The organism is Serratia sp. CY38905 (genome assembly GCF_052168875.1).
GTDB lineage: Bacteria > Pseudomonadota > Gammaproteobacteria > Enterobacterales > Enterobacteriaceae > Serratia > Serratia sarumanii.
In genome coordinates, this window is the sequence record NZ_JBJNLV010000031.1 from 1 (window position 1) to 8,899 (window position 8,899).

Annotated in this window: 7 protein-coding genes and 2 pseudogenes; 5 read left to right on the top strand and 4 right to left on the bottom strand. The window is 52.7% G+C overall.

Annotation, left to right across the window (positions count from 1 at the left end; translation table 11 throughout):
* Positions 1-72 precede the first annotated feature (72 nt).
* Positions 73-213, top strand: a complete 141-nt coding sequence (locus tag ACJ8MK_RS25515) for a hypothetical protein (protein ID WP_001044210.1) — start codon at positions 73-75, stop codon at positions 211-213.
* 485 nt (positions 214-698) lie between these two features.
* Positions 699-776 (top strand): annotated as a pseudogene (locus ACJ8MK_RS25520) (recombinase family protein); the annotation flags it as partial.
* Positions 777-808: 32 nt separating this feature from the next.
* Here the strand turns inward: ACJ8MK_RS25520 and ACJ8MK_RS25525 are convergent.
* Positions 809-3,814, bottom strand: coding sequence for a Tn3-like element Tn3 family transposase (locus tag ACJ8MK_RS25525; protein ID WP_001143760.1), 3,006 nt, complete (start codon positions 3,812-3,814; stop codon positions 809-811).
* 163 nt (positions 3,815-3,977) lie between these two features.
* On the opposite strand from ACJ8MK_RS25525, the gene ACJ8MK_RS25530 reads away from it, so the two are divergent.
* Positions 3,978-4,535 carry a recombinase family protein gene (locus tag ACJ8MK_RS25530; RefSeq protein WP_001235713.1) on the top strand — a complete coding sequence of 186 codons (558 nt, stop codon included), beginning with the start codon at positions 3,978-3,980 and terminating at the stop codon, positions 4,533-4,535.
* Between the two features lie 182 nt (positions 4,536-4,717).
* Positions 4,718-5,578, top strand: a complete 861-nt coding sequence (locus ACJ8MK_RS25535) for a broad-spectrum class A beta-lactamase TEM-1 (protein ID WP_000027057.1) — start codon at positions 4,718-4,720, stop codon at positions 5,576-5,578.
* A 264-nt stretch (positions 5,579-5,842) separates the two neighbouring features.
* Here ACJ8MK_RS25535 and ACJ8MK_RS25540 read toward each other — a convergent pair whose 3' ends face one another.
* The 3 genes from ACJ8MK_RS25540 to sul2 are packed head-to-tail and all read right to left on the bottom strand — an operon-like array spanning position 5,843 to position 8,358.
* Positions 5,843-6,679, bottom strand: coding sequence for an aminoglycoside O-phosphotransferase APH(6)-Id (locus ACJ8MK_RS25540; RefSeq protein ID WP_000480968.1), 837 nt, complete (start codon positions 6,677-6,679; stop codon positions 5,843-5,845).
* Positions 6,679-7,482, bottom strand: coding sequence for an aminoglycoside O-phosphotransferase APH(3'')-Ib (gene aph(3'')-Ib / locus ACJ8MK_RS25545; protein WP_001082319.1), 804 nt, complete (start codon positions 7,480-7,482; stop codon positions 6,679-6,681). The genes ACJ8MK_RS25540 and aph(3'')-Ib overlap by 1 nt, the downstream gene beginning before the upstream one ends.
* 60 nt (positions 7,483-7,542) lie before the next feature.
* Positions 7,543-8,358 carry a sulfonamide-resistant dihydropteroate synthase Sul2 gene (sul2, locus tag ACJ8MK_RS25550; RefSeq protein ID WP_001043260.1) on the bottom strand — a complete coding sequence of 272 codons (816 nt, stop codon included), beginning with the start codon at positions 8,356-8,358 and terminating at the stop codon, positions 7,543-7,545.
* 329 nt (positions 8,359-8,687) lie between these two features.
* Here sul2 and ACJ8MK_RS25555 point away from each other — a divergent pair.
* Positions 8,688-8,792, top strand: a pseudogene (locus ACJ8MK_RS25555) (Arm DNA-binding domain-containing protein); the annotation flags it as partial.
* Positions 8,793-8,899 lie beyond the last annotated feature (107 nt).

The following is an 8,899-nucleotide window of genomic DNA, read 5'->3' on the forward strand; positions in this document are numbered from 1 at the left end:
CTCAGCATTTTATTATGGTGATCCCCTGGGCGAAATGCGCCTGGTAAGCAGAGTTTTTGAAATGTAAGGCCTTTGAATAAGACAAAAGGCTGCCTCATCGCTAACTTTGCAACAGTGCCGCGCGACGAGCAGCAGCACCAGGAGCAGAAGCACGTCGAGAAAAAGCAACAGCAGATCGAGCAGCGCCCACGGCGGGCCGCTCGCATCGGATAAGTCGAAAAATCCGGCTAAAGTGGCCGAGCTGCACATCAGGCCGCGCGGTTTTCCTCCCTGATCGCCGGCGCGGTTTCTTCCTCCCTGAACCGCATGCAGACTTGCCGCCTCGGACACCCCGAGGCGGTTTTTTTTCGCCTCGCTCGAGCATCGCCGCATCCGACGATGCCGAGACGACCAGGCCGCGCACGTCGAGCTGCAGCATCGCCATTGCCGACGATGGCACCAGGTCGCCGGCGGTGGCCACCGACCTCGAGCTCGCATCGCCACATCCGACGATGCGCGCCGGCGTCGACCATCGCCAGGTCTGACGATGGCGGCCGCCCTGCCCTGGATCTCGCATCGCCATTTCTGGCGATGAGATCCACGGAGCGGCCATTTAGACCCGCCAATAACGACCCGGCCAAGATAAATCGCATGACGGCCTTTTTGGCCGGGGGTAGCATGACCGGACACTTTGCGTATGCCCAAAGGAGCCCGCAAGTATGCGCAGGACGAAGCCAGTAGCCGCGCCGATGGTGGCGCGGGTCTATCTGCGCGTCAGCACCGACGCGCAGGACTTGGGGTCTGACGCTCAGTGGAACGAAAACTCACGTTAAGCAACGTTTTCTGCCTCTGACGCCTCTTTTAATGGTCTCAGATGTCCTTTGGTCACCAGTTCTGCCAGCGTGAAGGAATAATGGCCGAGCATATTGATATGTCCGTGGCAAAGCGGGGAGAGGCGTGCGATATCTTCATCATTCAGTGTTTCACCCTGCGCCCGGAGATGATCCAGGGCTGCCTGCATATAAATAGTGTTCCATAACACGACGGCGTTAGTGACCAGCCCCAGTGTGCCCAGTTGATCTTCCTGACCGTCGGTATATCGTTTTCTTATCTCACCTTTTTGACCGTGACAGATGGCTCTGGCAACGGCATGGCGACTTTCTCCCCGATTAAGCTGGGTCAGAATGCGCCGGCGGTAATCTTCATCATCAATATAATTAAGCAGATACAGCGTTTTGTTGATGCGCCCCACTTCAATGATTGCCTGAGTCAGTCCGGAAGGACGTTCACTTTTCAGCAATGAACGGACCAGCACTGAAACCTGTACTTTGCCCAGCTTCAGGGAGCCAGCGGTCCGGATCATTTCGTCCCACTGAAGGACTATTTTTCGGGGATCTGATTGCCCTCTGGCAATATCATTCAGCACGCCATAGTCGGCATCATGGTCCATTCGCCAGAAAACCGAAGCACCGGCATCAGCCAGGCGTGGAGAAAACTGGTATCCCAGCAGCCAGAAAAGGCCAAAGACAAGTTCGCTGGCACCTGCTGTATCGGTCATAATTTCGGTTGGATTCAGCCCGGTCTCCTGTTCCAGAAGACCTTCCAGCACAAAGATAGAGTCCCTCAGCGTCCCCGGTATAACGATGCCATGAAAGCCGGAATACTGATCGGACACAAAGTTGTACCAGGTGATCCCTCTGTTATTACCAAAGTATTTGCGGTTCGGTCCGGCATTGATTGTTCTGACTGGCGTAACAAAGCGCATTCCATCTGCAGATGCCACTTCTCCTCCACCCCATATCTGTGCCAGTGGCAGCGTTGCCTGAAAATCAACCAGTCTGGCATTAGCGCTGGTGATAGTTTCAGCCCGCAGATAGTTCGCTTTTGTCCAGTTCAGCCGGTGTCGGGTCAGTGCAGGAACATTTGATCTGATCAGTGGTTCCAGACCGATATTGCAGGCTTCAGCCATCAGCACGGCGCTGATGCTGACGGGCAGATCATCAACTCTGGCACTGGCTTCACTAGCATGGAAAAACTCATCAGCAAATCCGGTATGGGCGTTAATTTCGAGCAGCAACTCCGTTAAATCCACCGGAGGGAGTAGATCACTGATCATTTTGCTCAGTCGTTTCAGACTGTCCGGCTCATCAAGACTGGCGAGGGGAGAAATTGTCAACCGGGGCTTCGGGCCAGAAACATCGAGTTCGACAGCCTCATTTTCGCAAAGACGTGCAGCAACCTGTCTGTAACGACTATCAAGCTGATGACCCAGAGATTTTATTGCTTCCTGCGGGTCTGTCGGGTGCCCCAAAGAACGATAAACCTTAATCCGGTTTGCCTGCCAGTCAGCACCCTGTAGTAATCTTGCACGAGGATCTCCCCACCGGTTACTGCCGGTAACGTAGACATCCCTCCGCCTCAGACTATCCTGCAGTTTACTGAGAAAGCAGAGCGTGTATCCCCTGCGGGTGATATGTTTTTCCTTGTTAATCACCAGCCGTTTCCATGACCGACTGATAATTTCCGTTGGTGCGTCGTCAAAAAACTGCCGCCGTGAGCTGAACTCCCGGCTGAGGTAGTCACAGGCATTCAGAGTGGTAACCCCGGCAGGTGCGGATGAAAATTTAACGGTATTCAGCAGATGGGGCAGGAAACGACGAACGCGCCCGTACTGCTCCACCATTTCTTCATGAAAATTATCGTCTGAGGGCCGGGCAATTTCACGGACAAGCGTGATGATTTCAGCCAGCTTTTGCCTTGGGATGTAGCTGAACACCTCAGCACGAATCGATTCGTCCGGTGTTTCTTCTTTCAGCAGGTACGAACATGCGCTGGCGAGCGCCAATGCAGATTTATCCAGATCCTTCAGCGAGCGGAGCCGTTTTTTCTGCCCAATCTTTCTGGCGTCACGGATGATAACGGCCAGCATGGCGTCCAGAACGTCCAATGCATCATCCAGCGCCAGCGTTTCCCATGCAAGGACAAAGGCAACCAGAACCGCCATCCTTTTCTGCGGTGACATCCTGGCAATATTGAACACCGAAGTCATACCAGCATAACGTGCGAGATTTTTCAGGCGCACAGCCGGGAGTGTACTCAGGTTTTCAGCATGCAGGCCAAAATCGTTCAGAGTTTTCCAGCGTTCAATTGCTTCATTAAACGCCGGACCACTGATGGTCACAGGGCCCTTTTTCAGTGATTCCAGTAAAGACAGGCGGCTGCAATCAGTTGGCCCCAGCAGCATCTCCAGCTGTGAACGCTGTTCGGCTGACGGTATCAGTGCCAGTTTGTTCCACAGGCGCAACGTCGCCTTTTCCCTTACCTCTGAAATCAACCGGGTCAGCGTAGTGGCTCCGGGGAGAATAATACGATGTTGCATAAGCCACCCTGTCGCCAGATCGAAAAGCAGGCCAGGACGTTCGTTGCTTATCCAGCTCCGGGTATATAAAAGACGGGTAAGGCGAAATGTCCAGGGCCAGGCAAATTCACGATACTGATAGTGCTGACGTATCAGCGCTGCATGCTCACGGCGGGTATTTTCCCTCTGACCGTATTCTGCAAGAACGGTGATATCACGAATCCCGAGCTGTCTGGCGGTAAAATGCCGGACGCCGGAAGGAATATGATTCATATCGGTGAGGAAGGTGCCCAGAAAACGGACACATCCAATTTGCAGGGCAATGCCCAGACGGTTGTGATCACCTCTGCTTTTTCCGATAAATTCCTTGTCTGCTTCATCAAGGTGAAAATATCGTGCCAGCTGAAGCTCATCCGGTTCACCGGTGAATCTGCCATAGCTTTCAGTCTGCTCAGTGGTCAGAAAGTCAACGGGCATATCGGCCTCCCTGCCTGACGGGCATTTAGTAACATTTTTCCAACCGTACGAAATGTTATAAATTATCGGACATCGTAAAACTGTTACATTAATATGTCTATTAAATCGTAAATTTGTAATAATAGACATGAGTTGTCCGATATTCGATTTAAGGTACATTTTTATGCGACTTTTTGGTTACGCTCGGGTCTCAACCAGTCAGCAGTCTCTTGATCTTCAGGTCAGAGCACTCAAAGACGCAGGTGTGAAAGCAAACCGTATATTTACCGATAAGGCATCCGGCAGTTCAACAGACCGGGAAGGGCTGGATTTGCTGAGGATGAAGGTGGAGGAAGGTGATGTCATTCTGGTTAAGAAGCTCGACCGTCTTGGCCGCGACACTGCCGATATGATCCAACTGATAAAGGAATTTGACGCTCAGGGCGTGGCAGTCCGGTTCATTGATGACGGGATCAGTACCGACGGTGATATGGGGCAAATGGTGGTCACCATCCTGTCGGCTGTGGCACAGGCTGAACGCCGGAGGATCCTAGAACGCACGAATGAGGGCCGACAGGAAGCAAAGCTGAAAGGAATCAAATTTGGCCGCAGGCGTACCGTGGACAGGAACGTCGTGCTGACGCTTCATCAGAAGGGCACTGGTGCAACGGAAATTGCTCATCAGCTCAGTATTGCCCGCTCCACGGTTTATAAAATTCTTGAAGACGAAAGGGCCTCGTGATACGCCTATTTTTATAGGTTAATGTCATGATAATAATGGTTTCTTAGACGTCAGGTGGCACTTTTCGGGGAAATGTGCGCGGAACCCCTATTTGTTTATTTTTCTAAATACATTCAAATATGTATCCGCTCATGAGACAATAACCCTGGTAAATGCTTCAATAATATTGAAAAAGGAAGAGTATGAGTATTCAACATTTTCGTGTCGCCCTTATTCCCTTTTTTGCGGCATTTTGCCTTCCTGTTTTTGCTCACCCAGAAACGCTGGTGAAAGTAAAAGATGCTGAAGATCAGTTGGGTGCACGAGTGGGTTACATCGAACTGGATCTCAACAGCGGTAAGATCCTTGAGAGTTTTCGCCCCGAAGAACGTTTTCCAATGATGAGCACTTTTAAAGTTCTGCTATGTGGTGCGGTATTATCCCGTGTTGACGCCGGGCAAGAGCAACTCGGTCGCCGCATACACTATTCTCAGAATGACTTGGTTGAGTACTCACCAGTCACAGAAAAGCATCTTACGGATGGCATGACAGTAAGAGAATTATGCAGTGCTGCCATAACCATGAGTGATAACACTGCTGCCAACTTACTTCTGACAACGATCGGAGGACCGAAGGAGCTAACCGCTTTTTTGCACAACATGGGGGATCATGTAACTCGCCTTGATCGTTGGGAACCGGAGCTGAATGAAGCCATACCAAACGACGAGCGTGACACCACGATGCCTGCAGCAATGGCAACAACGTTGCGCAAACTATTAACTGGCGAACTACTTACTCTAGCTTCCCGGCAACAATTAATAGACTGGATGGAGGCGGATAAAGTTGCAGGACCACTTCTGCGCTCGGCCCTTCCGGCTGGCTGGTTTATTGCTGATAAATCTGGAGCCGGTGAGCGTGGGTCTCGCGGTATCATTGCAGCACTGGGGCCAGATGGTAAGCCCTCCCGTATCGTAGTTATCTACACGACGGGGAGTCAGGCAACTATGGATGAACGAAATAGACAGATCGCTGAGATAGGTGCCTCACTGATTAAGCATTGGTAACTGTCAGACCAAGTTTACTCATATATACTTTAGATTGATTTAAAACTTCATTTTTAATTTAAAAGGATCTAGGTGAAGATCCTTTTTGATAATCTCATGACCAAAATCCCTTAACGTGAGTTTTCGTTCCACTGAGCGTCAGACCCCGTTTCCTGTTTGGGGTCGTTTGCGGGAAGGGGCGGAATCCTACGCTAAGGCTTTGGCCAGCGATATTCTCCGGTGAGATTGATGTGTTCCCAGGGGATAGGAGAAGTCGCTTGATATCTAGTATGACGTCTGTCGCACCTGCTTGATCGCGGCCGCGATAGCTAGATCGCGTTGCTCCTCTTCTCCATCCGCGTTCCAAGCTGCGGAAAGGCACCCATAAGCGTACGCCTGGTCGAGCAGGCGACGCGGATCGACGTCCAGCGCACGAGAGAATGCGTCCGCCATCTGTGCAATGCGTCTAGGATCGAGACAAAGGTCGTCTCTGTCAGCCGGATCGTAGAACATATTGGCGGCGCCAAAGCCCACTTCACCGACCAGACCGACGGGATCTATCACCAGCCAGCCGCGACTGGAGAACATGATGTTTTCATGATGCAGATCGCCATGTAGCCCACGCAGTTCCGAGGCATTGCTCATCATTTGATCGGCTATAATCGCCGCGTGGACGTAGTCAGTTTGACAACCTGCGTTTTGATCATCGCGCGCCCGCTGAAACAAAGCTGCAAAGCGATCCCGGATCGGGAGAAGGGCAGAAGGCAGGGGTTCCTCAGATGCGGCATACAGCTTCGCCATTAGTTCCGCTGCAATTTCGGTCGCCTGGTAGTCGCCGTGCTCGGCAACGATGTGAGAGAGCATTCGCTCCCCGGCATATTCGAGCAACATCAGATTGTTCTCACGACCGAGCAACCGGACTGCTCCCCTCCCATTGCGCCATACCAGATAGTCGGCCCCGCGCAGTTCATCAGCAATGTCTTCTATAGGTTTCAATCCCTTGACGATTGCAGGAGTCCCGTCTGGCAATGAAACTTTCCAAACGAGGCTGGAAAAGGTGTCCGCAATGAGAACAGGTTGCGAAACGTGCCAATGAGCAGGAAAAACAGGCGGCATGAACATCAACCCCAAGTCAGAGGGTCCAATCGCAGATAGAAGGCAAGGCGTTCGCGGTCGGGGGCTTCGATCCCCAATACATTGAATAGGACAGCGAAGGCGCGCTCTGCTTCATCTGGCGCTGCCCAGTTCTCTTCGGCGTTAGCAATCATGAGTGCCAAATCGGCATAGCGATCTGCTGTTCCGAGCCGCCCAAGGTCGATCAGACCCGTGCATTGAAGAGTTTTAGGGTCCACCATGAAGTTCGGCATGCAGGGATCACCATGGCAAACAACCATATCGGTGCGCTCTTGGTCGAGCCGCACCGGTAGCTCTCGTTCGACACGAGCCAAAAGATCGAGCTGCGGCGTACTCTTGTCCTCGTCCGGTAAGAAGTCGGGATTGACGGCATTGCGGGACACCACATCAACGGCGCGTCCGAACATTCGCGACAGCCTGCGCTCAAACGGACATTGATCAACCGATAGGCTGTGAACAGCGCCAAGTTGCTGCCCCATTGACGGCCACGCTTTGAGCAAATCCGCTCCAGACAGATCAGCCGCCGGTACTCCCGGAATTGCCGTTATCACCAAGCATGCACCCTCCTGTTCCTCCTGCCAGTTGATGACCTCGGGGCAAGCCACACCTCGACCTTTGAGCCAAATGAGGCGGTCACGCTCTCCAGCGAGCTCACCGCGGCGGGAAGCAGGTGCGATTTTCGCGAAGGCATGCCCGTCACCACGTCGAAAAACAAAATCACCAGATTCTCCGCCTCTGACAGGCAACCAGTCAGAATGCGATTCACCAAAAAAAATATTAGTTCGATTCAATGGAGGTTCCTTCAGTTTTCTGATGAAGCGCGAATATAGAGAAATATCCCGAATGTGCAGTTAACGAATTCTTGCGGTTTCTTTCAGCGCCGCCAATACCGCCAGCCCGTCGCGCAAGGGGCGCGGCTCGTGTGTGCGGATGAAGTCAGCTCCACCTGCGGCGGCGGCAAGCTCTGCAGCGAGTGTCGCGGCCCCGACATCCCCCGGACCACGGCCTGTGAGCGCGCGCAGAAAGGATTTGCGCGAAACAGACAGAAGCACCGGCAAATCGAAGCGCAGCCGCAATTCATCGAACCGCGCCAGCACCGAGAGCGAGGTTTCGGGAGCAGCCCCCAGAAAAAACCCCATGCCGGGATCAAGGACAAGGCGGTTGCGTTTGATACCGGCACCCGTCAGCGCCGCGATGCGCGCGTCAAAGAACGCCGCAATGTGATCCATGATGTCGCCAGCGGGTGCCTCGCGCCGATCTGCCTGCCCGTCTTGCACCGAATGCATAACGACGAGTTTGGCAGATGATTTCGCCAATTGCGGATAGAACGCAGCGTCTGGAAAACCGCGAATATCATTGAGATAGGCCACACCACGCGACAAGGCATAGGCTTGCGTCGCGGGTTGATAACTGTCGAGCGAGACGGGAATGCCATCTGCCTTGAGCGCGTCCAGCACCGGCGCGATACGCGCGATTTCTGTGTCGGACGAAACAGGCGCGGCGTCGGGATTGCTGGATGCCGGACCGAGGTCGATCACATCTGCCCCCTCGGCCATCAGCTTACGCGCCTGCGCAATGGCTGCGTCTGGCGCCAGATACCGGCCTCCATCGGAGAAACTGTCCGAGGTTATGTTGACGATGCCGAAAATGATGAGCGATTTATTCATGGGGGCTTCTATAATAATAATAATCGAGCATGAGTCTCATACGGATGCTCGGGTCGAAAGGGAATCCCCAGGCGAGTAACCTGTTTGCGGTGATCCATTAGCTGCAGGAGCAGAATAGCATACATCTGGAAGCAAAGCCAGGAAAGCGGCCTATGGAGCTGTGCGGCAGCGCTCAGTAGGCAATTTTTCAAAATATTGTTAAGCCTTTTCTGAGCATGGTATTTTTCATGGTATTACCAATTAGCAGGAAAATAAGCCATTGAATATAAAAGATAAAAATGTCTTGTTTACAATAGAGTGGGTATCGGAGACGAAGAAGGACAAGGTACATGCTGACCGATACCAAGCTGCGCAATCTCAAGCCCAGGGACAAACTCTACAAAGTGAATGACCGGGAAGGTCTCTATGTGGGGGTCGCCTCAGAAAACGGAATCTATGGTCACTCCCGTTTTTGCAACACCGATTTTGACGACAAGTTGGCTTGCTTGAATCTATCCGGCGTCTGAATGGGATTTTATTCCCGCGCCTCGATGAGTTCCGC

Bases quoted from the DNA above. Each gene is read 5' to 3' on its own strand.
- ACJ8MK_RS25525 (WP_001143760.1), bottom strand. From the start codon at position 3,814: ATGCCCGTTGACTTTCTGACCACTGAGCAGACTGAAAGCTATGGCAGA.
- ACJ8MK_RS25530 (WP_001235713.1), top strand. From the start codon at position 3,978: ATGCGACTTTTTGGTTACGCTCGGGTCTCAACCAGTCAGCAGTCTCTT.
- ACJ8MK_RS25535 (WP_000027057.1), top strand. From the start codon at position 4,718: ATGAGTATTCAACATTTTCGTGTCGCCCTTATTCCCTTTTTTGCGGCA.
- ACJ8MK_RS25540 (WP_000480968.1), bottom strand. From the start codon at position 6,679: ATGTTCATGCCGCCTGTTTTTCCTGCTCATTGGCACGTTTCGCAACCT.
- sul2 (WP_001043260.1), bottom strand. From the start codon at position 8,358: ATGAATAAATCGCTCATCATTTTCGGCATCGTCAACATAACCTCGGAC.